The organism is Faecalicatena contorta (assembly GCF_001404335.1).
Lineage (GTDB): Bacteria > Bacillota > Clostridia > Lachnospirales > Lachnospiraceae > Faecalicatena > Faecalicatena contortus_B.
The window spans coordinates 1-23,809 of the sequence record NZ_CYZU01000030.1 but is presented as its reverse complement, the minus strand read 5'-3'; the positions used below and the strand labels follow the sequence as shown (position 1 = coordinate 23,809).

Annotated in this window: 24 protein-coding genes; 19 read left to right on the top strand and 5 right to left on the bottom strand. The window is 44.4% G+C overall.

Annotated elements, in window-relative coordinates; genetic code table 11:
* Positions 1 to 489 carry a cyclic pyranopterin monophosphate synthase MoaC gene (moaC, locus tag ARB69_RS15070; RefSeq protein WP_055154001.1) on the bottom strand — a complete coding sequence of 163 codons (489 nt, stop codon included), beginning with the start codon at positions 487 to 489 and terminating at the stop codon, positions 1 to 3.
* Between the two features lie 312 nt (positions 490 to 801).
* Here moaC and ARB69_RS15065 point away from each other — a divergent pair, with 312 nt between their 5' ends.
* The 8 genes from ARB69_RS15065 (at position 802) to ARB69_RS15030 (ending at position 8,856) form a co-directional block, all read left to right on the top strand.
* Complete coding sequence (locus tag ARB69_RS15065; protein WP_055153999.1) at positions 802 to 3,540, top strand: sigma 54-interacting transcriptional regulator; 2,739 nt, start codon at positions 802 to 804, stop codon at positions 3,538 to 3,540.
* 83 nt (positions 3,541 to 3,623) lie between these two features.
* A complete protein-coding gene (locus ARB69_RS15060) occupies positions 3,624 to 4,043 on the top strand; it encodes a PTS sugar transporter subunit IIA (protein WP_050638980.1) in 420 nt (139 codons plus the stop codon).
* 4 nt (positions 4,044 to 4,047) lie between these two features.
* Positions 4,048 to 4,902, top strand: coding sequence for a sugar phosphate isomerase/epimerase family protein (locus ARB69_RS15055; RefSeq protein ID WP_129879030.1), 855 nt, complete (start codon positions 4,048 to 4,050; stop codon positions 4,900 to 4,902).
* Positions 4,895 to 5,371: a PTS sugar transporter subunit IIB gene (locus tag ARB69_RS15050; RefSeq protein WP_050638978.1), complete on the top strand. Its 477-nt coding sequence runs from the start codon at positions 4,895 to 4,897 to the stop codon at positions 5,369 to 5,371. Before ARB69_RS15055 ends, ARB69_RS15050 begins: the two co-directional genes overlap by 8 nt.
* Before the next feature lie 17 nt (positions 5,372 to 5,388).
* On the top strand, positions 5,389 to 6,165 hold the full coding sequence (locus ARB69_RS15045) for a PTS mannose/fructose/sorbose/N-acetylgalactosamine transporter subunit IIC (RefSeq protein WP_025653611.1): 777 nt from the start codon (positions 5,389 to 5,391) through the stop codon (positions 6,163 to 6,165).
* Entirely contained in the window at positions 6,146 to 6,967 is an 822-nt protein-coding gene (locus ARB69_RS15040) for a PTS system mannose/fructose/sorbose family transporter subunit IID (protein ID WP_081732957.1), read from the top strand. Before ARB69_RS15045 ends, ARB69_RS15040 begins: the two co-directional genes overlap by 20 nt.
* A 24-nt stretch (positions 6,968 to 6,991) precedes the next feature.
* Entirely contained in the window at positions 6,992 to 7,687 is a 696-nt protein-coding gene (locus ARB69_RS15035) for a transaldolase family protein (RefSeq protein ID WP_050638977.1), read from the top strand.
* Positions 7,688 to 7,722: 35 nt separating this feature from the next.
* On the top strand, positions 7,723 to 8,856 hold the full coding sequence (locus tag ARB69_RS15030) for a glycerol dehydrogenase (RefSeq protein ID WP_055153997.1): 1,134 nt from the start codon (positions 7,723 to 7,725) through the stop codon (positions 8,854 to 8,856).
* 63 nt (positions 8,857 to 8,919) lie between these two features.
* Here ARB69_RS15030 and ARB69_RS15025 read toward each other — a convergent pair whose 3' ends face one another.
* Complete coding sequence (locus tag ARB69_RS15025; RefSeq protein ID WP_025653607.1) at positions 8,920 to 9,810, bottom strand: AraC family transcriptional regulator; 891 nt, start codon at positions 9,808 to 9,810, stop codon at positions 8,920 to 8,922.
* Positions 9,811 to 9,997: 187 nt separating this feature from the next.
* On the opposite strand from ARB69_RS15025, the gene ARB69_RS26740 reads away from it, so the two are divergent.
* The 4 genes from ARB69_RS26740 (at position 9,998) to ARB69_RS15010 (ending at position 13,359) form a co-directional block, all read left to right on the top strand.
* On the top strand, positions 9,998 to 10,150 hold the full coding sequence (locus ARB69_RS26740) for a hypothetical protein (RefSeq protein WP_153920760.1): 153 nt from the start codon (positions 9,998 to 10,000) through the stop codon (positions 10,148 to 10,150).
* Between the two features lie 340 nt (positions 10,151 to 10,490).
* A complete protein-coding gene (locus ARB69_RS15020) occupies positions 10,491 to 11,543 on the top strand; it encodes an amidohydrolase family protein (protein ID WP_240285560.1) in 1,053 nt (350 codons plus the stop codon).
* Positions 11,544 to 11,640: 97 nt separating this feature from the next.
* Positions 11,641 to 12,630 (top strand): 2-keto-3-deoxygluconate permease, encoded by a 990-nt coding sequence (locus tag ARB69_RS15015; protein ID WP_025653605.1) that lies wholly within the window; start codon positions 11,641 to 11,643, stop codon positions 12,628 to 12,630.
* Positions 12,631 to 12,744: 114 nt separating this feature from the next.
* Positions 12,745 to 13,359 (top strand): TetR/AcrR family transcriptional regulator, encoded by a 615-nt coding sequence (locus ARB69_RS15010; protein WP_025653604.1) that lies wholly within the window; start codon positions 12,745 to 12,747, stop codon positions 13,357 to 13,359.
* 2 nt (positions 13,360 to 13,361) lie between these two features.
* Here ARB69_RS15010 and ARB69_RS15005 read toward each other — a convergent pair whose 3' ends face one another.
* Together ARB69_RS15005 and ARB69_RS15000 are read right to left on the bottom strand one after the other, a co-directional pair.
* Positions 13,362 to 14,912, bottom strand: a complete 1,551-nt coding sequence (locus tag ARB69_RS15005; RefSeq protein WP_025653603.1) for an acyl CoA:acetate/3-ketoacid CoA transferase — start codon at positions 14,910 to 14,912, stop codon at positions 13,362 to 13,364.
* 33 nt (positions 14,913 to 14,945) lie between these two features.
* Entirely contained in the window at positions 14,946 to 15,860 is a 915-nt protein-coding gene (locus ARB69_RS15000; RefSeq protein ID WP_025653602.1) for a LysR family transcriptional regulator, read from the bottom strand.
* Positions 15,861 to 16,303: 443 nt separating this feature from the next.
* On the opposite strand from ARB69_RS15000, the gene ARB69_RS14995 reads away from it, so the two are divergent.
* The 4 genes from ARB69_RS14995 to ARB69_RS14980 all read left to right on the top strand — a co-directional run bounded on the left by ARB69_RS14995 (position 16,304) and on the right by ARB69_RS14980 (position 20,055).
* Positions 16,304 to 17,773, top strand: coding sequence for a UbiD family decarboxylase (locus ARB69_RS14995; RefSeq protein ID WP_055153995.1), 1,470 nt, complete (start codon positions 16,304 to 16,306; stop codon positions 17,771 to 17,773).
* 124 nt (positions 17,774 to 17,897) lie between these two features.
* Entirely contained in the window at positions 17,898 to 19,127 is a 1,230-nt protein-coding gene (locus ARB69_RS14990) for a benzoate/H(+) symporter BenE family transporter (RefSeq protein ID WP_025653600.1), read from the top strand.
* On the top strand, positions 19,124 to 19,696 hold the full coding sequence (locus ARB69_RS14985) for a UbiX family flavin prenyltransferase (RefSeq protein ID WP_055153993.1): 573 nt from the start codon (positions 19,124 to 19,126) through the stop codon (positions 19,694 to 19,696). The genes ARB69_RS14990 and ARB69_RS14985 overlap by 4 nt, the downstream gene beginning before the upstream one ends.
* Positions 19,690 to 20,055 carry a hypothetical protein gene (locus ARB69_RS14980; protein WP_055153991.1) on the top strand — a complete coding sequence of 122 codons (366 nt, stop codon included), beginning with the start codon at positions 19,690 to 19,692 and terminating at the stop codon, positions 20,053 to 20,055. The genes ARB69_RS14985 and ARB69_RS14980 overlap by 7 nt, the downstream gene beginning before the upstream one ends.
* Before the next feature lie 244 nt (positions 20,056 to 20,299).
* Here ARB69_RS14980 and ARB69_RS14975 read toward each other — a convergent pair whose 3' ends face one another.
* Positions 20,300 to 21,205 (bottom strand): LysR family transcriptional regulator, encoded by a 906-nt coding sequence (locus tag ARB69_RS14975; protein ID WP_025653598.1) that lies wholly within the window; start codon positions 21,203 to 21,205, stop codon positions 20,300 to 20,302.
* Positions 21,206 to 22,219: 1,014 nt separating this feature from the next.
* On the opposite strand from ARB69_RS14975, the gene ARB69_RS14970 reads away from it, so the two are divergent.
* The 3 genes from ARB69_RS14970 to atpE all read left to right on the top strand — a co-directional run bounded on the left by ARB69_RS14970 (position 22,220) and on the right by atpE (position 23,637).
* Positions 22,220 to 22,576, top strand: coding sequence for a hypothetical protein (locus ARB69_RS14970; RefSeq protein ID WP_055153989.1), 357 nt, complete (start codon positions 22,220 to 22,222; stop codon positions 22,574 to 22,576).
* On the top strand, positions 22,573 to 23,301 hold the full coding sequence (locus tag ARB69_RS14965) for a F0F1 ATP synthase subunit A (protein ID WP_025657886.1): 729 nt from the start codon (positions 22,573 to 22,575) through the stop codon (positions 23,299 to 23,301). Before ARB69_RS14970 ends, ARB69_RS14965 begins: the two co-directional genes overlap by 4 nt.
* Positions 23,302 to 23,415: 114 nt before the next feature.
* A complete protein-coding gene (gene atpE, locus ARB69_RS14960; protein WP_025657872.1) occupies positions 23,416 to 23,637 on the top strand; it encodes an ATP synthase F0 subunit C in 222 nt (73 codons plus the stop codon).
* Positions 23,638 to 23,809 lie beyond the last annotated feature (172 nt).

The window sequence follows — 23,809 nt, the reverse complement described above, 5'->3', positions numbered from 1 at the left end:
TCAGTGCTCTCCCCTGTCCGTTTCCCAAAGCCCGCTTTTTCCTCCAGTTTTCCTCAGTAAACGTATCTCGCCCAGTTCCATGCCCTTATCAACTGCCTTACACATGTCATAAATGGTGAGCAGTGCGACGTTTACCCCGGTCAGTGCCTCCATCTCCACGCCGGTCTTGCCAACCGTCTTCACAGTGCATATGGCCTCTATTGCACAGCACTGGTCGTGATATGCAAACTGAAGCTCTGCATTTGTCAGATTTAACATATGGCACAGAGGAATCAGTTCGGAGGTTCTTTTAGCGCCCATAATGCCAGCAATCCGGGCCACTCCCAGGACATCTCCCTTTTTAATATCTCCGGTTTTTACCAGTTCGTAGCATTCCCTGGACATCCATATCATTCCGCTTGCAGCTGCCTCACGTTCAGTATCCTGCTTTTTGCTGACATTTACCATGATGGCATTGCCCTGGGTGTCAAAATGTGTAAACTCTCCCATATATTGCGCCTTCTTTCCCGCCTTATTCTGCCCTGCCGCCCCTTATATCAGCCGTGCGGCTTTTCTTTGTTAAATCATACCTTACTCTATTTAAAATGTCCAGACGGTATTACTGTCTACAGATTTTCTTTGAGATACGCGCCAGGCATTTAGCTAGTGTTAAGAATCATTTCACACTAATTTTTTTTATCCTGGGGAGTGTCGAAAACAGAAAAAGTTTCGTATTTAGTGTTATAATTTTTTAAAAGAAAAGAAGTGAAAAAGGTTTTGAAGTATGATTGTGCCATAAGGAAAGTAAAGGAGGTGATAAATATGGTACATGTAAGTTCAAAAGAACAAGTTTATGAATATCTTGAGAAACAGACAAAGAAATTTGATATGAAATATGTATCATCCTATACAACGGTAGATATCTGCAATCAACTGCATATGTCGAGGTCTCTTGTTTCCTTATACTTGAATGAAATGGTAAAGGAAGGAACCGTTATCAAAGTGAATTCCAGACCGGTATATTATCTCAACCGTCTGGTATTGGAACAAAAGTACCACATGCAGATTGAAAAAAATGAATATCTAAGTATTTTAGAACTTACAAAAGAAATTGAAAAATTTGTCTCAAAGGAAAGTGATTTTGACAAGGCAATTGGAAACGAAGGGAGCCTTAGTTACTGTATTGCACAAATAAAGTCTGCGCTGCTGTATCCGGGCGGGCTTCCGATTCTTCTGAAAGGGGAAATGGGGAGCGGAAAAACATTTCTGATGAAGTTAATCCAGGAGTACTGCGTCAACCATAAGATTTTAAAAAATCCTCAAAACTTTCAAAGAATCAAATTCAGTTCCAGGGAAAATGCACTTTATTATGAAGAATTACTTTTTGGAAGTGAAGACACGGAAGGCGGCCTTAAGGCCGGACTGCTGGAGAAGCTGGACGGAGGGATTTTGTACTTGGAAAACATCCCGGAGCTGGATGAGCGGCTTCAGGAAAGGCTTGCGGATTATATTACGACAGGGGGGAAGAACAGAGACGGAGAAAAAAAGAGTGCAAAGAGAGTTGGTGTCCGGATGATTTTAAGTATGGACATCAAATCAGGCAGACGGATGTCGCCCGGTCTCCTGGTGAATATCCCCGTGGTTTGTGAAGTGCCCTCATGGATTGAAAGGAATGAGGACGAGAGGAAAGAATTTATAGTCCGCGCATTCAGGGAAGAGCAGGACCGGTTGAACCGCATGATTTATATTTCTGAAAAGCTGATTTTCAAGCTTGTCAACTACCGGTTTGAAAATAATATTACGGAACTTAAAAAATGTATCAAAATGATCTCGGCAAATGCATATGCACAGTGCAATTCACCCCAGGAAATGAGCATCTACCAGTATCATCTTCCTGCCGGTATGCTGGAAATATTAAGCCCGGATGAGAAAGATTCCGCTATGGTCCGGCTGGATATGATTCAGGCAGACTCTTCGGGGGACAAGATTTTGGAAATGTGGCAGAATCTTGCGGACAATTATAAAGAGACAATAGAAGTGGAAGGTTCTTTTTCAGAATTTTTAGAACGAAGCAAAAGGACGCTGAAACACTATTACGATATTTTGATTTTTCAGGAGTCCTTTCTGGATACCCGGCTGCATCCGTTGGAAAATATTGTGGCAGGTATGATTGCAAATATCAGAGGAACATATCATATCAATTTTCCGGCCAATTGTTCGTATGTGATTGCCAGAATGCTGATTGCCCAGCAGAATCACAATTCAAAGATCAAAATCTGGGAGAGGGAGAACCAGGAAAGAATTCAGAAGATGTATCAATTTCTGGTAGAAAATATGCCGGATCTCCATTATTTGGCTGATTTGCTTGAAAAGCAGATTTTATCAAATATTAACATGGTGCTCTCTCCCATGAACCGGGTATTTATTATGATTAATATTCACTCGTACAATAACAAATTAAAACTCATGGATACCACAGGGATTGTGCTCTGTCACGGGTATACCACAGCAAGTTCCATTGCCGATGTGGTGAACACAACACTCCAGGCGCAGCTTTTTGAGGCGATTGATATGCCGATGGAGAGCTCCATTGATGAAGTGATTCAGAAATTATCCGTATTTATTAATGAAAATAAATATTTTAAAAATATTATCCTGATGGTAGATACCGGCTCTCTCGAAGGGCTGGGCGATATGATAGACAGAACGGTGAATTTAGGAGTCATTAATAATGTGTCCACGATCCTGGCCCTGAATATCGGAAATATGATTCTGGCAGGGGACAATATGCAGGATATACTGGAGACAGCCTGCCGGGAAAATCAATGCCGCTTTAATATTATCTCCAGAGAAAAAAAGGAGAAGGCGATTGTTTTCACAAGTGAAGTAGGAAAGAATATTGCGGAAAAGTTAACTCGAATGTTTCGCGGAAGCCTGCCCAAGTCTATTCCTTTGGAAATGATAGCATATGATTTTGACAAATTGGAGCAAAATGGAAGCAGTGACCTGCTTTTCGAAAAATACGAAGTAGTGCTGCTTGTAAAAACACTCAGCCTAAAGATAGAAGAGGTCAATTCAGTTTCTTTGGAGGAAATCATTAACTTCAAAAAGATCCATATTGTGGATCATGTACTTTCAGACTATCTGAATCAGGAGGAGATTGAAAAGTTTGACCAGGCGCTTTTAAAAAACTTTTCGCTGCAGTCCGTAATGGAAAATCTAACAATCTTAAATGCCCAGAAGTTACTGGATTATGTCAGTGATGCCACTATGCTGCTGCAGCACATGCTGAAACGAAAGTTTCTGAGCAAGACAGTTGTGGGGATCAATATGCATATCTGCTTTTTGATTGAACGGCTTGTGACAAAGACACCGATAGAAAAATACAAAGAAATTGAAAAATTTAAGGGAGAACAACAAGAGTTCATCCGGATTGTAAATGAAAGTTTTCGGACACTTCTGGAACAGTATAATGTGAAACTGCCGGACAGTGAAATTGCGTATCTGTTTGAATATATAAAAAATGATGTGGAAGTGGAAGAAAACGACAATAATTTTTGATAACAACTCTATAAGGCAGGAAAAGGCCGGATTCATGAAGTTCCTGTCCCCAGAGATGTTGAATATAAAGGAAAGGAGCTCACATGCTTAGATTGGTGCTGGCATCCCACGGCAGACTTGCTGAAGGGATGAAAAATAGTGCGCAGTTTATTGCCGGTAAAACGGCAGAGATATATACAATCTGTGCATATTTAGAAGATAAAGTAACTTTGGAGAGTCAGATAGATGAATTATTCAGCAGATTTGCTGATACGGATGAAATCATCGTAGCGACGGATATTTTTGGGGGGAGTGTAAATAATGAATTTCTTGCCCGTATTCGGAAACAAAACTTTTGGCTTGTATCCGGCATGAACCTGCCAATGATTGTACAGCTGACGATGATCAAAGAAACGGATGATATCCAAAGTAAAATAGAAGAGGCCGTGGAAGGCGGAAAGGAAATGACCTGTTTCTGCAATCCAATGGTGGAGGATATGTCTAAGGAAAAGGAGGAATTTTAAAGGAGTGATATACAGGGAACAACTATACGCCATGAATATTCATTACCGGTATTATGATTTGGAGTATTTTTTTGAAAAATGCCAGAATATGCAGTTTGTGAATGCAGAATTATGGTTGTGCCCCCAACATTTTTACATAAACAGTTATTGGAGTGAGAGTTCTGATAAGCTGAAAAAACTAATGGAAAAGTATGGCGTAAAAATTGCCTGTCTCTGTCCGGAGCAGAATAATCCAAAACCAAACAATATCGCAGCCAGATCAGAGCTTTTGGTTCATAATACGGAAATGTATTTTAAAAAGGTCATCAGTCTGGCCGGTGAAATCGGCTGCAGAAAAGTGCTGGTGACGCCTGGGTGGAATTATCATGACGAAGAGGCAGAAACAGCAAGGGCCAGATCTGTAAAAATGCTGCGGCGGCTGTGTGATTACGCTGCGGATCTGGGGATAGAACTGGCGTTGGAAAGTATCTGGAATAAGTCTTCGGAAATTGCTAATACAAGGGAGAAGATTCAGGTACTGAAGGAAGCGGTAAATCGAAACAATCTGAAGCTGACCATTGATCTTGGAGCATTGGGAGCTGTGGGAGAATCCGTGCAGGAGTGGTTTGATCTGTTTGGAAAGGACATCATTCATTGTCATTTTACAGATGGAAACCCGACCGGACATATGCCATGGGGACTGGGGCAAAGAGATATGAGGTCGGTTCTGAAGAGCTTTGATAAAAATAAATACAAGGGAGGCTTTTCAATGGAATATGTGGATTCCAGGAGTTTTAAAGAGCCGGAAAAATGGGATGATCAGACGCTGAAAAAGTTTGAAGAGTGTACAGAAAGAATGGGAGGTTATGCAGATGATTAAATTATGCAGGGTGGACCATCGTCTGCTGCATGGACAGGTAGCCTACGTCTGGTGCCGTTCGCTGGACGCAGATGCGATATTAATTGTGTCAGACGCAGCCGCTAAGGATGAAATGCGGATGGCAACAATGCGGCTTGCAAAGCCGTCAGGAATAAAGCTTGTCATTAAAAGTGTGGAAGATTCTATTAAAGCGATTAACAGTGGAGTAACAGATAAGTATAAACTGCTGGTTGTTGTAGAGAGCGTGCGGGATGCACACTGCCTGGCAAAACAATGTGAGGCCGTGAAATCAGTCAATTTAGGCGGCAGTAAAATCAAGGAAGATTCGAAAAAATTAGATGTTGCCTTTTATGTGACAAAAGAAGAATGCACGCTGCTGAGAGAAATGCTGGATGATTCGGTCGAGCTTGAAATCCGGCAGGTGCCGGAAGATAAGAAGAAAATGGTTACAAAAGAAATGTTGGGCTAATAAGGAGGGAAAAACAAATGTTACAGGCACTTTTGGTTGGTCTTGTAGTATTTATCGGAAAAGCGGATTATTTTGTGGGGACCGCGATGCTTGGCAGGCCTCTGGTACTGGGGGCGCTGGTTGGAATTATCCTGGGAGATGTCAAGACCGGCGTCATGATCGGCTTCCAGTTGGAACTGGTATTTATGGGAATGTATGCCATTGGGGCTTCCATTCCTCCGGATATGATCGTTGGTTCTGTACTGGGTACTGCTTTTGCAATTACAACAGGGAATGGAATGGAGACTGCAATTACGATTGCCATGCCGGCAGCAATTTTATCCGCATTTGTTGTCAATCTGTTTTACGGAGTCATTACACCGATAATGGCAAGGGCGGCAGACCGGTTTGCAGAAGAGGGAAAGTATAAGAAAATAGAAGCAATTTTCCTGTCCAATGGTTTCCTCTTTGATCTTACATTTGCAGTGATTGCGTTTGTTGCATTTTTGTTCGGAGGGGATGCTGTACAGGCAGTAGTATCTGCGATTCCGGGCTGGCTGACATCTGGAATTACCATTGCAGCAGGAATTCTTCCTGCACTTGGTTTTGCACAGCTGATCAGCATGATCATGTCCAGAAAGGTTGCGGTATTCTTCCTGTTTGGATTTTTATTAAGCGCATATTTGGGTGTGTCTACGGTAGGTATTGTATGCTTTTCAGTTGTAATAGTAGGTATTTTACTGATTGCAAAAGATTTTATGCCGGCTCAGAAATCAGCAGTACAAGGAGGGATAGATGATGACAACGAATTCTAGAAAAACATTGACAAAGAAAGAACTGAAAAAGGGGTTCTTTCGAACATTTACCACTTCTCACGCATGGCATTATGAAAGGCAGCAGCACATGGCATTTGAGTATGCCATGATTCCTGTAATCAATAAACTGTATGACAAGGAAGAGGACAGGATTGCGGCATATGAGAGGCATATGGAATTTTATAATTGCCAGACCACAATGCAGCCTTTTATCTTTGGTATCACTGCCGCCATGGAAGAAGAGAATGCAAATAACGAAAATTTTGATACCTCTTCTATCAGCGCGATGAAAGTATCTTTAATGGGGCCGCTGGCAGGTATCGGAGACTCCCTGATCGCCGGGACTCTGCGTATTATTGCAACAGGAATTGCGGCAGGGCTATGTATGAGCGGGAGTATTCTGGGACCGATTTTGTTCCTGCTTATCTATAACATTCCGACAATTGCATTGCGTTATTTTGGTATAAAGTTCGGGTATGGTCTTGGAAATAAGATTATCAGCAAATTGTCAGAATCCGATTTAATGAATAAGCTGACCCTGTCAATGTCCATTGTAGGGTTGATGGTGATTGGAGCCATGGTGGCTTCCACAGTGGCGGTGACAACTCCCATTGCATTTAATATCAGCGATACAAATTTTTCGCTGCAGGAGACATTGGACAGTATTTTCCCGAGTTTGCTCCCGCTTGCCGTCACGCTTGGCTTGTACAAGCTGAATAGAAAACATGTGAATGTTTTAGTGCAGGTGATTGGAATTATGATATTGGCAGTTATATTGGGCGCTCTAAAAATTTTAGGATAACATAATAGTGGAGGGAGACAAGACATGGAATATTGTTTAGATACGGGTGATTTGGAAATGGTAAAAAAGGTGGTGGATCTATACCCGGTCCGGTGTTTCAGTATGAATCCGAGTATTGCTGTCCGCTGCCTGAAAGGGACGGGGAGAACATTTCTGGAAAATGCCAGAATGATACGCGAAGTCATCGGAGAGGAGTATCCCTTTTATCTCGAAGCGATGGGGGATACGGCGGAGGAAATGATAGAGGATGCGCATAGAATCCGGGAAGAAATCAAGGGAAATACGTTCATAAAGATTCCGGCATGCCCGCAGGGGTATAAGGCGATCCGCCTGTTAAAAGAAGAGGGGATCTTATGTTCCTGTACTGCTATTTATGATTTTAACCAGGCAATGCTTGCGGCAGAAGCGGGCGCTTACTGCGTCGCAGTATATGTCAGCCGTATTGACAATGCCGGAGGAGATGGAATCGGAGTCGTGAAAAAAATAAAAGATGCCTTTGTGCTGGAGGGACTGGAATGCAAGGTGTCGGCTGCATCTCTGAAAAGTGCAGTTTATTTGGAAAAAGCAGCTTTGGCCGGTGCAGATAATGTTACGGTTACTCTGGAAATGCTGGATACAATGGCGGTTCATCCTATGACACAAAAGACGCTTGATACTTTTAAAGAAGACTGGGAAGGGTTATTTGGAAAAGGAATCCGGGTAGCAAATATGGAGAAATAGGACGCGGCCGGTAGAAATGGCAGGATAAAAAAAGAATGAGAAGAAATACAAATTACCGGGCATGGGGGTCCGTAGGACATTACATACAGGGCCCCGGCCTTTTGGAAGAGATTGAAAGTTACGCGAGTGAATTTGGACAAGCACACTTTTATATTATTGATGTATTTTTTTATGATGAGTGGAAAGAAAAACTGAAAGCTTTGTACCGGAACAGTAAAAGTACGTTCAGCTGCGGGGCGTATGAAGGAGAGATAACACACCGCAAAATTTCAGAATTTCAGAAACAGGCAGTGGGAACTGAAATTGATACAGTGATTGCAATCGGAGGCGGTAAATCCATCGATGCTGCAAAGGTGACCGCGGCCCGGATGGACTGTGCGCTTCTGATCTGCCCGACAATTGCATCCACAGATGCGCCAACCAGTGCGATGTCGATTCTTTACAGTGAAGACGGTAAAATGAATGAGATAATGCTTCATAAAAGGAATCCAGATCTGGTGCTTGCAGACAGCAGGATAATTGCACAGGCTCCGGCAAGGTTCCTGACTGCGGGAATGGGCGATGCGCTGTCAACCTATTTTGAAGGTTTGTCAAATATACAGAGCGGACATGAAAATTATGTATGGTGTGATAAAAAGCCGTTTGTTTCAACAGTAAGCGGCCGGGCCATTGCAAAATGCTGCTATGAAACACTGATTCAGGATGGATATGCGGCTAAACTGGCATGTGAAAGACATTTGTGCGTTCCCGCCTTGGAAAATATCATCGAATGTAATATTCTAATGAGCGGGCTGGGATTTGAGAATGTAGGATGTTCGATTGCCCACGCGATAGGAAATGCCATCACCGTGCTTCCGGAGGGAGAAAACCTGATGCATGGAGAACGTGTAGGATTCGGTGTAATATGCCAGTTGGCTGCCGAGCATTATGACACTAAAACGCTGGAAGAAGTTCTTAACTTTTGCATTATGATTGGAATACCAGTCTGCTTTGAGGATATGTCAATTGAACTTACGGAAGAAAATTTACAGCAGATTGCAGAAGAGTCTCTGGAAGCAGACTCATGGCAGGCATGCAGCAGGACATGCCAAAAAGAGGATATTGTTCAAATAATGAAGATTGCGGATGCATTTGGGTGCGATTATAAAAAGAAGCACGCCGTAAAATGAAATTGAAGAGAGCAAAAAGCAGCAGGTCTGCCTGGCATGCAGTATTTTAAAAACTCACTGCGGTTAACGATTCCGGTATTCATAAGGCGTACAGCCCATATGTCTCCGGAAGACTTTCCCAAAATAACTGCTGGAAGCAAAGCCACATCTGAGCGCAATATCTGTTATATTGTCTGAGGTATTGCGCAGCAGGCCGCATGCTGTTTGAACTCTGTATTCTCCCAAGTAAACAAACGGGGATGTATGGAGGCCTTCTTGAAAACAGCGCAGTGCCTCACGCTCACTAATGTTCGCCGCATTAGCGATGTCTTTTAATGTAAGATCGTGCATGTAATGCTCCTGTATATACAGGAGCATTTTTTTTAGCCGGTTTTCCCGGAGTGAGGAGGATGCAGGAACCGGATCGGGCGGTATATTACTAATCTCCGCTATGTGCAGCCAGATGTCGGACATGAGATTTCTGGATTTCATATCATATCCAAAGGGCCTGATCTGATTCAATTCGGATAGCTCGAGCAGCTGTTCCAGAATCTTTTTCCGGGCAGGATCAGACTGGGACAACAAAAGGGAAGATGCGGCATTCGCCTGGAGCAGAGGGCTGACATACTTTTTATCGAGATAACTTCCTTCTTCTGCAAGAAAATTTTTACGAAACATAAATACTTTATAAAAGATTTCTGAATCGGGTTCAGAGGAAAGAACCTGGTGCAATACGTTGCTGTTTGTGAAAAGGCCGTTTTTTTCTTCGATCCGCAGACTCACCTGCGGAGTATGATAAGTCACGGCTCCCTTTTGGACATAAATCAACTCCAGTTCCTCGTGCCAGTGCCACGGAGCGATCATGGATTTTCCGCGCTGCGGATAGACATGTCTGATAATAAAAGGGTATTCTGGCCTCATTTCAAATATCTTTTCTTGTTTATTCGAAGCGAACATTAAGTCTTCAGGAAACATCCGGTTTCTCCTTATGGTTTAATCCCGGCAGCCGCTTTACAGTGACGGGTTTAAGAGTGCATCTTTCATTATGGCGATATTTTACCATAAAACAGTCGTTAAGGAAATATATTTTATGCGTTATGTGCGGTAAAATTATAATAGAAGCAGAGCAAAGCCGGACCTGAATGTGAGAGGAGGTACTGATATGCAGAATACAATATTTGAAATGCTGAGGTATATTGAGCAGAACAGCGGAAATGAGTTTTGCGAACAGCTGCCTCAACTGACGGAAGAAGAGGCTGTGAGAATATATGAGGAAGATTTTAAACAGAGAATTTTCCTTCCGAAGAAGGCTTAGAAGAGGTTAATTGTGGAAGAATACAGGGACGATTAAGAGAAAAAGTAAATTTTGGACAGGAATATTTCCAGGGCCTTACAGCGTTTTTTATGAACTACGTGGTGTAAGGCCTTTTTTGCTTTAATTACATACGGCAGAGCACCCATGCATCGGACAATTTCATCAAAAATGTTTGTTATCACAATCTTCCCGAACATTCCTTCTGAAAATGGAGGAATCCCTACAAAAACGAGGTTTCTGAGGCTGGCAATTCAAAAAATCCATTGCTATAATATACCCATAAACAACAGAAATCTGGCGCGCAAAAGATTTCCCAAAAAACTTTCAGGAGGTATTTAATATGAGTTTTGAATTCAGAAAAGAATATATAAAAGACTATGTTGCTCCTTACGGGCAGGAAATCATGCATGGCAAGATTGCTCTGGAAGAACACTACGAGTCCCCTCAGTGGGAAGCCACAGGCGATCCGCAAAATGAGACCGCCAGAAATAAAGAGGATTATTTCGAGGCCGTTAAGGCAAGATTACACTCTGCAGATATCCGCATTGCGGATATGGACCGTAACGGAGTTGAAATGTTTATCATGTCCCTGACACAGCCAGGTATCCAGGAAGTCCTGGATACAAAAGAAGCGGTAAAACGCGCCCATGAGATGAATATCTGGATTTATGAAAATTACATACAGAAATATCCCAAACGTTTTAACGCTTTTGCAGCAGTAGCAATGCAGGATCCCGAAGCTGCCTGCAAAGAGCTGGAATTCTGTGTTAAAGAACTGGGATTCGTGGGGGCACTGATTAACGGCTATACTATGAAGAATGACAAGAATAACGTAGAATATCTGGATGAAAAACAGAATTTTGTTTTCTGGAAGAAACTTGTGGAACTGGATGTTCCGCTCTATCTGCATCCCCGTGATCCGGTACCGAACCAGCAGCGGGCATACCAGGGCTATGAGGGACTGTTAGGCTCAGCATGGGGATTCGGCGCCGAGACGGCCCTCCACGCGATCCGCTTGTTATGCAGCGGTATCTTTGATGAGCTTCCAACGGCAAAACTGATTCTGGGACATCTGGGTGAGGGACTTCCATTCGGGCTTCCGCGTCTCCAGCACCGCCTGAATAATCAGAAAGCCTGCGGCGCCCATAAAAAGCCGTTAACCGAATACATGGAAAAGAACGTTTATATGACAACAAGCGGCCATTTCCACACACGAGCATTTATTGATACCCTGATGGAATGCGACAACACGCATGTTATGTTCTCCTCAGATACTCCGTATGAGAGTCTTGATGAGGCTGCCACCTGGTTTGACAACGTACCGCTCAGCTATGCAGACAGGATTCGGATTGGAAGGACAAATGCCGCTGAACTTCTTAAATTAGATATCTGATCGTTGTGCCGTCCGCCTGTAATCAGTTATCCGGCAGAAAAAGCCGGCTAACTGAGGCAGAGGCTGGATGTGTAAAATTCAAGATAGGAGGGATATCTTGAAGATCTTAAAAACGGTGGAAAAGTTTCCTGGGGGACTCATGGTCGGTCCCCTGCTGATCGCAGCGGTCATACATACATGGGCCCCGGGAATCGTTGAAATCGGGGGACCAACCACGGCGCTTTTCTCATCAGCCGGGACCATGTGTCTTGCCGGGCTGCTGCTCTTTATCATAGGGAGCCAGCTACCCGTCCGGCAGGTCGGAGCGGTTTTAAAGCGCCATGGCACTCTGCTGGTTATAAAGCTGGCGGCTGCGTTTGCCGTGGGCATGCTGCTGATGCACAACTTTGGGGCTAAAGGATTTTTTGGCATATCAACCATGGCCTTTGTATCCGTGCTTTCCAGTAATAATCCCGGAGTATTTCTTGCACTCACGAAAATTTATGGAGATGAAATTGATCATGCGGCCTTCGGACTCTGGAATGTGGCCTGTATGCCCACCATTCCCCTGCTGATTCTGGGAGCAGCCAGCGGTGCAGCCTTTGATTATATGGCGCTCATAGCACTTCTTGTACCGTTTCTCCTGGGAATTCTGCTTGGGAATTTAGATGCAGATATCCGAAAACTTATGGCGCCCGGATCCATGATTATGCTTCCATTTTTAGGCTTCTGCTTTGGAATATCTGTAGACCTTGTAACCGCATTCCGGTCGGGCCTGCAGGGGCTGGTTCTGACTCTTATATTTTACATCATAAGCGTAATTCCGTCATTTTTCACAGACCGGTGGATTTTACGCCGTCCGGGGTATGGTTCTATAGCAACCTGCTGCGTAGCAGGGCTTGCAATCGGTGCTCCTGCGCAGATCGCTCAGGCAGTTCCCGAACATGCGCCTTATCTGCAGACGGCAACCGCGCAGATTGCGCTGGTTATGATACTTACTACGGTTATTACACCCTTCTTGACCAGATTTGCCGCCGGCAGATTTGGCACTGCCTCATCCGGTGCAAAATCCCACCGTGCGGTAAAGAACGCACCCTCAATTTCCTAAGCGCGCGTCACTGTTTACGGGTGAGACTGTAAACAGTGACAAACGCACCCCATTTACAAACGGCTTGACTGGATTTATAATATATATAAATCAATCTGCCAAGGAGGGGTATCAATGAAAGAGTGTGGAGACCGCAGAAAAAGACGCAGCCGCCAGTATCTGGTTGAGGCTCTAATTCATCTGATGAACCAGAAAACAATAGATGAGATTACCGTCCATGACCTGGTAGAAGAGGCACAGGTTGCCAGAAGTACATTTTATTCGCAATTTGAAGATAAACAGGATTTTTTAGACACGATAGTGGAGGAGATGTTTTATCAGCTACGGAAAGAAACAAAGCCGGATTCCTATGCCAGGGAGTCCGGCTTAAATTCCCAAAAAAGCTGTAAATACTATGTAAAGCACTTTGAATATATTGCAAAAAACGCAGACTTTTTTAGGGTAATGCTTGGAAGTAACGGTCTTTCTTCCTTCCGCCAGAAGATGGAGGAAAGCGCCCGGATTACCTATACTGAGATCCTGAGCAGGTTCAGCGACGATAGTCTGTCCATTCCTAAAGAATACCTTATCCAGTACATTATTTCAGCCCATATCGGAATCACAGGCAAATGGCTGGAAGACGGTATGAAGTATAGCCCCTCTTATCTTGCAGAGCTGTTGACACATCTTACATTTCAAGGAGTGTTCCATGGACTGGAACTGGATAAGATTATCGAACTTCCTAAATGAGATTAATGGGGCGCAAGCCCCATTTTTCCTTCCCGGAAAATACGCGCATCCATCCATTTTAAGTCCTTGCTGACGGCACATTGGAATTCCATGTGGTCAAGCACATCCTTTTGTAAGTCTATTCCGGGAGCGATTTCAGTAAGTATAATTCCGTCTGCTGTCATCTCAAACACGGCACGCTCCGTGATATAGAGAATCTCCTGCCCTGATCTGCGCGCCCGCCCACTGCTGAAAGTGACCTGCACTAGTTCATTTACAAATTTGTTAATCTCGCCTTCCCTGACTATAACAAGCTTTCCGTCTACTGCCTTTACCTCCAGATTTTTTGCTGTAAAGGTACCGCAGAACACCACTTTTTTCGCGTTCTGGCTGATATCGATAAAGCCGCCGCAGCCCGCAATTCTGGAACCAAATCTACTGACATTAATATTTCCCAGTCTGTCACATTGGGCCAGCCCCAAAAACGCTTCATCCAGCCCGCCGCCGTCATAGAAATCAAACATAGATGCCTGATCCATTATACATTCCGGGGCCGCCGCAGCGCCGAAGTCCATGCCGGATAAGACCATGCCGCCGGTCACCCCGCCCTCAATTGTGAAAGTCACAGTCTCTCCAATCCTTTCTTCATAAGCGACCGCGGCTACAATCTCCGACAGGCCGATGCCCAGGTTCACAATGGTTCCATCCGTCAGCTCCAGGACGCACCGCCGTCCGATCAGTTTGCGGATGTCCATTTTAAGCGGCTTGGATCTCCTGGACAGCGCAGAAGTTTCTGATAAAGCCGGATCAAACTGTGTCCCAAAGGTCTGCATATGGTATTTCCTGTCAGATACCGGAACCACTACATCGACCAATGCGCCGGGAATTCTCACATAACGGGGATCCAGTGTCCCTGCTTTGACTACATTTTCCACTTGGACGATAACCATTCCGCTGCAGTTTTTCACCGCTTCTGCAATTGCAAGAACACCCAGATTAGTACATTCTTTTTCCATAGAAATATTTCCGCGCTCATCTGCAAAGGTTCCCCGGATAAAGGCGTAGTCCAGGGGAAGCTGGTCATAGTTTAAGTATTCGTTTCCGTTAATTTCTATCAGGCTCACCATTTCTTTTGTGGTGACTGTATTCAGTTTTCCTCCGTCCAGCCTTGGATCCACAAAGGTATCAAGACCTACATGGGAAATGGTGGGCCTGCCCGCTGCAATATCCCTGTACATTTGGGATATGACGCCCTGGGGCAGGTTATAGGCCTCCATCTTATTTTCCAGAGCCAGTTTCTGCAATCTGCCCGACAGGTTCCAGTGACCGCCGATGGTTCTGGAGAGCAGCCCTTCTTCCCCTAGATGATTGAGCCCCCGCTCATCGCCGTCTCCCTGACCTGCGGCATAAATCAGAGTCAGATCCCGTGGGCTTCCCGTTTCTCTGTAACGATTCTGCAGTTCCAGAAGCAGCTCTTCCGCAAGGGCAGCGCCTACAAACCCTTCCGTACATAATGTCCGATTAGACTCCACCAGCTTTACAGCCTCTTTTGCAGTCATGATTCTTATACTCATCTCTTATCCCCGCATTCCATTTACCGGTTGAATCTATAAATAACCTGAGGCGTTATCCAGTTCCAGCGTTTTTTGAGCATTAGACTTAATTTTTTCTATGAGCGGCTTCAGCCGTTTCAGGCTTTTTTTGTTATACCAGATGAAAATATCCCGCTCTGTATATCTGCCGGTTACTTTAATACTCTTTCTTTTTGAAAAATAATCCTTGCCTCTTTCGGTTCCGATTCCAAAAGAACTTATAAAAACAGGCCAGGGAAGTTTATCCCTTTCTGCAAAATATGTCATATTGTCCAGTGCAATTTCATTCACAAAGTCACAGCGGTTATCGCGCTTTATCTCATCTATCCAGGCTGCAAATCCCAGCGGATTCACATGTCCTAGCATCGACAGTCCGTTCAGATCCTTTACATTTACCTCGTTTAATCTTACCAGCGGATCATCTTTCAATACGGAAAGAATTAGGTGCTGGTGATAAAGCAGTTCTTTTTCTGAATACTTATGTGCGGCATTTTTTAAGTACCTGTCATCTGCGATTATAATATCTGCAACACCGGACGAAGCAATTCTGACGAGATCCTGGTTGGAGACAAGCAGACAGTTCAGACGGAAACCTTCCATGGTAAAACATTCTTCGGTCAGCAGGTTTCCCGCCACACCGCCTATGCGGTACAGGTTCACCGATTGGGAATCCTCGTGTACACTAAAGTATTCCTCCGCACGCTCAATGGCGTCTGTGACGATCTGGGCATAGTTTAGCAGAACCTTGCCATTCTCTGTTAATCTGAGATTCCGGCCCTCTCGTATGAACAGCGGTCTTGCAACCTCTTCCTCCAGCTTCCTTAAGGATGTGCTTAAGGCTGGCTGTGTGATGTAGAGCACTTCAGCCGCTTTGGTGATGTTGCCGCATTCCGCAATCGTCTTAAAATGGTACAATTGGTTGCTGTTCATTCTATTTCCCCCTCGTCCTTTGTATCTGGTGATTTTGTTCCCTGCGAATTAAATATCGTACATGGTGTGTGTTTCTTAAGAACTTAGAATCGTATACTGCTGCTATTTCTTACGAATTTAGGATAGCATACCAGAACTGTTTTTTCCAGAGTGATCATTGCGGTGCAGATGGGGAACGTTCCCAGATCAGTGTTCAGGGGACGGCCCGGCAGTAGCGGTCAGAATAGGAGATTCCCAGCAATTCCTCATAGACTGGCGCTTTGCGGGCAGAACTGCAGATACGCTGCAGTAAAAAAGGTATAAATTTTAGTTATGCTTCCATAAAATTTATGAACTATTGATTTTGGTTATGAAACGATAAAATATGTAAAGTGTTCATTTGTCTGTGTGGATGATACTATTTAATCAACAAACAAATTCAATTTTAAAGGAGGACAAATTTTATGCAGCCAATTAAAAGTTTCCGGGAATATGTGGAAAAGCTGAGGGAGTGTGGGGAAATTGTTACAGTAGAGCAGGAAGTGGACTGGAATATGGAAATGAGCGCTATTACCAGATATGCCTATGACCTGCCGTCACCGGCTCCTCTTTTTAAGAATATTAAGGAATGCACACCAGGATTTGAGGTACTGGGAGCGCCGGTGGGGTTGAGCCCTGATAAGGAACATCCATTTAAACGTGTGGCACTTTCTCTTGGATTGCCTGCTGATACTTCTGGCCCTGCACTTGTTGAAAAATGGTCACAACTTCCGGATGTAGAGCCCATTGCCCCGCGTCTTGTTGAAACAGGCGCATGTAAGCAAAACAAGCTGTTTGGCGAAGAGATTGACCTGACAAAGCTTCCGGTGCCTCACATTCATTATGGAGACGGAGGGCGTTACATCAATACTTATGGAATTTTCATTGCTCAGACACCAGATGGCTCATGGGTTAACTGGGCTATATCACGTGCAATGCTTGACGGACCGCAGACCATTGCCGGTGTGGTAATTCCGACACAGGATTTTGGTAAGATTTATGCCGAGTGGAAAAAGATTGGCAAGGAAATGCCATATGCACTTTGTCTGGGCGTAGATCCTGCCATTGCTATGATCGCAGGATATCCGCTTCCTTCCGGAGTGAATGAGGGTGAAATGATCGGCGGCTGGTATGGTGAAGCTGTTGATGTGGTCAAGTGTGAGACAAATGATTTACTTGTACCTGCTTCTTCTGAGATTATAATTGAAGGCTTTGCATCTCTGGATGAGATGGTTCCGGAAGGCCCGATGGGTGAGTATGGCGGATATGTATGGTCAGGCCGCAGCAAGACAGTTCCGTGCTTTAAGGCGTCCGCTATGACATACCGGGATAATCCGATTATGCCGCTGTGTGTGGCAGGCGTTCCTACTGAAGAAAATCACACCAACTGGGGAATCAGTATTGCGGCAAGCATTCAGAATGTACTGCAGAAACAGGGATTCCCGATAAAGGAATGCTTCATTCCTATGGAGACCGCAACCCACTGGTTCGTTGTTTCCGTAGACAGAAACCGACAGACAGAAGACGATGAGCAGCTGGCTCTGGAGATCGGAAAGGCTGTATTTGCATCAAAAGGTGGGTCCTATATGCCAAAGGTCGTGGTTGTGGATGACGACATTGATCCAAGTGATCTGAAACAGCTTGTATGGGCAATAGCTACCAGACATCATCCGGACAGAAGGATTGTGATACCGGATCAGTACATCTTCCCGCTTGTTGCATATTTAAGTGCGGATGAGAAGAGCAAATCCGTTTCTACCCGGGTTATTTATAACTGCCTGACACCTTTCCACAAGTGGCCGAAAGAGCAGCAGCCTGTAGAAGCATCCTTCAGAGGATATCCAGAGGAACTGCAGAAGCATGTACTTGAGAACTGGAAAAAATATGGATTTTAAGATTATAAAGGGATAAAAATTTTAAGAGACCGCGGGGAATATTGCAGGCTTAGGTTATAAAAGCCTGCCGTATACTCCGCAGAAAAAAGAGGAAAGAAATCAATACTTATTTAGGAGGGTAATCATGAAATTTATAGAAGAAGGGCCTGGACTAAGGGCGGGCCTTAAAGATTTGCCGAAAAGTTTAAATGCGGGCACAATTGGCAGCGGACTGATTGCGTCCATTTTCGGGTGTACAGGACCTGCAATGGTTGTTATCAGCGCAGCAACTACTGTTGGCTTCTCTGCCAGGGACACGGCAAGCTGGCTGTTTGGCATCTATGTGTTCGGCGGATTGATCGGCTGTTTTTTGTCGCTGTATTATAAAATGCCGATCTGCGGCGCCTATGCAATTTCGGCGGCGACATTGATGGCTACGGCTCTTGCAGGATATACGTTCCCGCAGGCTGCAGGGGCGTTCATTCTGGCTGGTATCATCGTTTTAATATTGGGTCTGACTGGCCTGGTCGGGAAGATTATTAAAATATTGCCGATGGAAATCGTAATGGCGATGGTGGCAGGGTGTATGCTGAAGTTTGGCGTGAATATCGTTACATATACACAGTCAGATACGTTAATATGCGGTCTGGCAGTGCTGGCATTTTTTATTGTACCATGTTTTATTAAGAAGTTTCCGGGTGTACTGGCAGCATTGATTGTCGGTATTGTTACAGTGGTTGTAACTGGCGGATTCAGCGGCTCTATGAATGAAATCACATATATTGCCCCCCACATTGTAAAACCTTCCTTCGAGCCATCTCTGATCCTGTCATGTGCGGTTCCGATTGCAGCTTTGGTAATCGGTGCGGAAGGGGCACAGGCAATGGGCGTTATGGAGGCAAAGGGCTATAAGGTGCCAGCCAACAGTATGACAATTTTAAGTGGTATCGGAGGAATCTGCACAGGTCTGTTTGGTGGACATAATGCCAATATTGCAGGGCCCATGACGGCAATCTGTGCTTCGGAAGAATCCGGTCCAAAGGAGGGCAGATATGCGGCGTCGGTTGTCAATGGCGCAATCTTTATCGTGTTTGGCGTACTTAGTTCTTTTGCCATGGCATTTATCAATCTGATTCCGTTAAGCCTTGTGTATACGGTTGCAGGCCTTGCCATGATTAATGTCCTGATCGGTGCATTCCGGGATGGCTTTAAAAGCGGGCGGTACAAAACCGGCGCCTTCTTTTCCCTGATCATTGGTGTGTCCGGCGTAAGCATTTTAAATATCGGAAGCGCATTCTGGGCGCTGGTGTTCGGCGTGCTTGTTTCATTGATTTGCGACCGTAAAGACTTTAAAAAGGCAGTGGTGGCAGCATGAGAATAACAGTAGGAGTATGCGGGGGCACAGGTGTGGAGATGAGCGGCTACCTGTTAAAGGCGTTGAAAAGTATAGAAGACTGTGAAGTGCACTTAATTTTGAGTGAGGCGGCAAGGATTACCTGGGAACTGGAGAGCAGCATTCCGATAGAAGAGTTAGTGAAAATAGCAGATCATATTCATGATGAGCATAATATGGCGGCCTGTATATCCAGCGGCTCTTTTGTGACTGACGGCATGATTATCATGCCGTGCAGTATGAAGACGCTTGCCGGAATTGCGGCGGGATATGCGGAGAATCTGATTCTCCGCGCAGCTGATGTCTGTATGAAGGAGGGGCGCAAAGTCGTTCTTGTTCCCAGGGAGATGCCATTGGGCAAGATCTATATCAGAAATCTAAAGGAGGCGGCAGACATGGGGGGGGTGATTGTTCCGCCGCTGCTGACATTTTATAACCGGCCCGGGACGATTGCGGATCAGATAAACCATATTGTTGGAAAAGTGCTGATGCAGTTCGGGATCACCTATGACAAATTCGTGCCGTGGATGGGGGCGGGAGAAGAGTGTTAAAAGAAGAATTATTTGACGGCCTTTCTATTATTTGTGAAGCCATACGGATGGGCAAAGATTATACTTTGGCTGTATATGGCGGGGACACACCGCACGCAGGCAGTGTTGTGATGACGGTTGCCAGGCCGAGCCTTACGGGTGAAGGCATCGGGGTTACTACCTCAGTACTTACTGGAGCAGGACATAAAGATGATATCATTGCCCGGCTGTTTTCGGAAGCGTTGGCGAAGGCTCAAAATTGTACGGTAGTATGTTCGTGCGGAATCCATGTGGAAAACCTTAGGCCAGAGCAGCTCGAGATCGTCCTTGAGAAGTGCGGAGATCTACTGCAGAGGCTGCTCGGGGAGGAAAGCGAATAGATATCTTTAGCTAAGTACCGGGAGAGAAAGACGGAAGGGTGTGAAAGTAATGCAGGTCACACCCTGTTATAGAGAATCATAAAAAATGGGGAAAAAGCTCCAATCAAATATTTTAATTCTGTATGTTTTCCCGACACTCCCAGACAAATCTCCCGAAAGTGCAGGATTTCATACAAATTTGCAGATTTTAATGTTGGAAATCCTAGAAATCCTCTGCTATAATGTGTTCATAAGAACCACGGCATTATTCTTTGTTCGCCTCATGATAAGTTGACTCGAAATACTGAAAGAGCAGATTCAAAGGCTCTGTAATAGGTACATTTTTGGGTCGCACCAGACAGATCTTTGATGTGACAGGCTTCTTAAAGTGTGTAACCCTGATATTGGGAAACATTGAGGTGGATACTAAATTGCCGGGAATAACAGCAACGCCAAAATTTGCATTTACCATGGACAGAATCTGCTCATGATGTTTAAAAATATAAGAGAACTTTGGATACAGTCCTCTTTCGTGGAAAAGATGTTTAATGGTTCTGTGAAGTGAGGAGGATTTGTCAAAGCATATAATTGGATAATCGGCGAGTTCCTCCAGCGTGACATATTCTTTATTCAGTTCTTCCATCTGGTCGGGATATATAATCACCAACGGTTCCTCCATGTATGTAATATATTCATATTTGGACAAATCCAGTGAATCCATGCGGATGATAGCGGCATCGATCTGTCTGAACTGGAGCATATTTACCAGTTCTTCCTGCTCTCTCTCGAGCAGGTTCACATAGCTGTTGGAAGAAGCAATTAACTTTTGAAATAAAACAATATCATCGTTTAGATTATACTCATTGATAATGGGCAGCACACCTAAAACCAATGGGCTTTTGTAGGAATCACCATTCATTTGGTTTAAGTCGGACATCATAGCGGCATAATCTTTGGAAAACTTGTTTGCATAGACTAAAAAACGCTCACCTTCAGCAGTTAAAGTATTTTCTTTCGCTTCTCTGTTAAAAAGAGTATGTCCAAGTTCAAGTTCTAGTGCTTTAATTTGTTTGGATAAAGAAGATTGAGATATGTACAGTTCATCACTTGCCTGTGTAAAGGTTTTGTATTTTACAACCGCTAAAAAATACATTATCTGCGAAAGGGTCATAGACCGTACCTCCGTGATTCATGCGTGATAAGTTTCCTGTGTATACTAAATTATATGATGTGATATTCCTAAATAATACTTAAGCAAATAGAATAAAATCAGACAGTAGAAAGTTCTTCATATATTAAGTATTATATAAAAGTGCCATTATGCATGCAATTCGATTATGGAATAATACTATGTACAAATGAGAATTGCGCCGAATGCATGGAGAAATATATAATAATTAATAGAACTCTTGCTATTTATTGAACAAAATGCACAATGAAATGTGGACGGGCCGTTATATATGCGCAGGGTCTTGAACCGTGCCTATTTTTAGATAAACCGGCAGGTTCATACAGGATAGATTATTATAGAATATGTAATAGGCCGGAACTTAAAGTAAAGTCTCCGACCTATTTCTATCAAGCCATATATTTAACTTGGAAGTATGAAACATGCCTGTCTAAGCAGTGAGTGGGGATTGGGCTGTTTTGTCTGTGGATCAGATAGGGCGTGGTATGGAATACTCCTTATAAATCATACGTTACTGTTCACACCCTGTGGGCTTGCACAGTAACGGCACCTACCCTGAGACCATCACATCATCGGCTCCGATGTCGTGCAGCGGGGTGCATGGCACGGTCTGAACAGTAACAATCATTCTATTATGGAATGATTGTTATTATAAATTGAATTGATCTATCAGATAAAATGTACTAAAATAAAATTACCAACAAGGTGACCAAAGTAAGCAGAGTATTATATAATGTTTACTATATAATAAGAAGTTATACTTTGCAAGCGTTGTTACATTTTAACAAGAATATCACACTCGAAAAGGCGCGATGTCCTAATTTTAAACAAATTTCTTCGATATGAAGTGAGCATAATTTACTATTTACTGCATATTGAAAATGTTAGAATATGATCATATTAATATAGACGTCTAAAAAGTATAAAATGGGAGAGGGTGAGGAATCTTATATTTGAAAGATAACTGCATATAGGCTTTAGAAAGGGACGAGAAAAATGAAAGACAATAAGAGCGGTAAGTTAGCAGCTATCTATATTCTTTATATTATAGTGTCCGGGATAATCGGTATCCTATGTGGAACCGGATACAAGGCCATGATTGGGCTGCTTCTGGGATCCGCAGCCGCCTTCGCTAATTACTTCTTATTAAAATTGGCGGTAGGCCGGCTGCTGGGTGTCAGGAATATTTTTGTTGTCCAGATATTTCTTTTCCGTTACCTGCTTTATATCGCAGCCGCGTACGTGTCCATGAGGGCCGGGAGGGCGGCAGTGCTGATGTATGCAGCAGGAATCTTAGGCTTATCGCTGGCTATTTTCATCGTATATGGAATAGGAGGAGTAAAAAAACAATGATAAACGTGGAAGAACTCGGCGCCCGGATTATATTGGGCTTCGGAGAGGGAAAGCTGTTTATCACAGAGAGCACATTGTTTGGACTTGTGATTGCCGTGATACTGGCGGTGCTGGGGATCTGGCTCGGAAGCGGGCTGAAGACGGTGCCGAAAGGAAAACAGGTGGTGGCGGAATTTATCGTGGGCTGGGTGTATAAGTTTACGGAGAACAACATGGGGAAGGAGAACAAGTCCTATGCGCCCTATGTGGGGAGCATCCTTGGGTTCGTATTCTGTGCGAGCTGCCTGGGGCTGTTTGGGATCCGTCCGATTACGGCGGACTTAAACGTGGCGTTTGCCCTGTCAGGGCTGACGTTCCTGATGATCCTGGCCAACTCACTGAGAGTGCACGGGGTAAAGGGGAAACTCAAAGAGATGTGCGACCCGTACCCGTTCATGTTCCCGCTGAAGATCCTGGAGGAGTGCACATTACCGATCTCCCTGGGGCTCCGGCTTTTCGGGAATATCCTGGGAGGGTTCATCGTAATCGAACTGTGGCTGCATCTGATGACGCACCTAAGCAACATGATTACGACGGTCCCGTTTCTGCGTGCGGTTACGGTACTGCCGCTGAATGCGATCTTTGACATAGCGGAACCGTTAATCCAAACGTACATATTTACCACGCTGACCGTGATAAACCTCGGTGCAGCAGTCAAAATAATGTCTGTGGGACACAGCGAGTAACAGGCCCGGCTGCAGAGTGCGGCATAGAAGGGCATACAGGGCACCTGCGGAAGAAAAGGGCAGGGAGCAGAGAAAGAAAAAAATAATAGGAATTGATTACAGGAGGAAATAGATATGGGAATGGTTGCACTGGGAATCGGGATGTGTATGGGATTAGCAGCACTGGGCATCGGCCTGGGGCAGGGGCTGGCACTGAGCAAGGGGCTGGAAGGCATGTCAAGGCAGCCGGAAGTAGCAGGCAAGATCCAGACAGGTATGATTGTAGGTATGGCAATTATGGAGACCATCGGTGTCCTGACCTTCGTTATCGCCATTATGCTGTCGGGAAAGGTATAAGAGAGAAGGGAGGCAGCCGGATTTGAAAGTACAATTATATCAGGATCTGCTTACAATCAACTGGAACCTGCTTTTTTCGCTGATCACCGTGGTTGTGTTAGTGTTAATCTTGAAAAAGTTCTTTTTTGAGAAAGTACACCAGTTTATGGAGGCAAGGCAGCAGCAGGTGGTG